We start from the raw sequence: 545 nt of genomic DNA, 5'->3' as shown, positions 1-545 counted from the left end.
CAAGCTGGATATCAACCAGCGCGCGGCCACCTCCTATGCCGATATGATCGGCGCGCAGCAACGCCAGGCCGCCAGCGAACGCCAGCTCACCAGCGCCAACTATACCCGCGATGTCTATCGCGACGAATATCGCCTGAGCAAACGCAGCCTTAACGACCTGCTGAGCGTGGAGCAGGACGTGCTTCAGGCTGAAAACGCCCGCGCCACGGCGCAGTTTGACGGCTGGGATGCCACGGTCAACTACGCGGCGGCCGTCGATAATCTGCTGGATATGCTTGGCATCGAACGAGAAAAAGCCAATGGCGATCGGCTGCCATCGCTGTAAGGATGTCGTTGTCATGGCATCAAGGGTAATGACGTAATAAGTGGCTGTTAACCACGTGTTTATTCACAGGAGATTGCATGACTGCGTCTGCCACCACAGAAATATGGATCGCCGCACTGGCAAGAACAGCCGCTCATTATGGGCACGTGATTGATGTGCGCACTGTTGCACAACAGATGCGCTGGCATGAACAACTGCCGCTGGGGCGCAAGCTGGAACA

1 protein-coding gene is annotated in these 545 nt (G+C 57.1%); it reads left to right on the top strand.

Annotated features, from left to right (window positions below):
- Nucleotides 1-325 (top strand): TolC family protein (locus J5224_RS34695; RefSeq protein WP_264629351.1); only part of this gene is annotated, 325 nt, incomplete at its 5' end.
- Between the last annotated feature and the right edge of the window lie 220 nt (nt 326-545).

Source organism: Candidatus Symbiopectobacterium sp. NZEC135 (assembly GCF_025962695.1).
The sequence above is the reverse complement of the archived record's forward strand: the minus strand, read 5'-3'. Positions and strand labels throughout refer to the sequence as shown.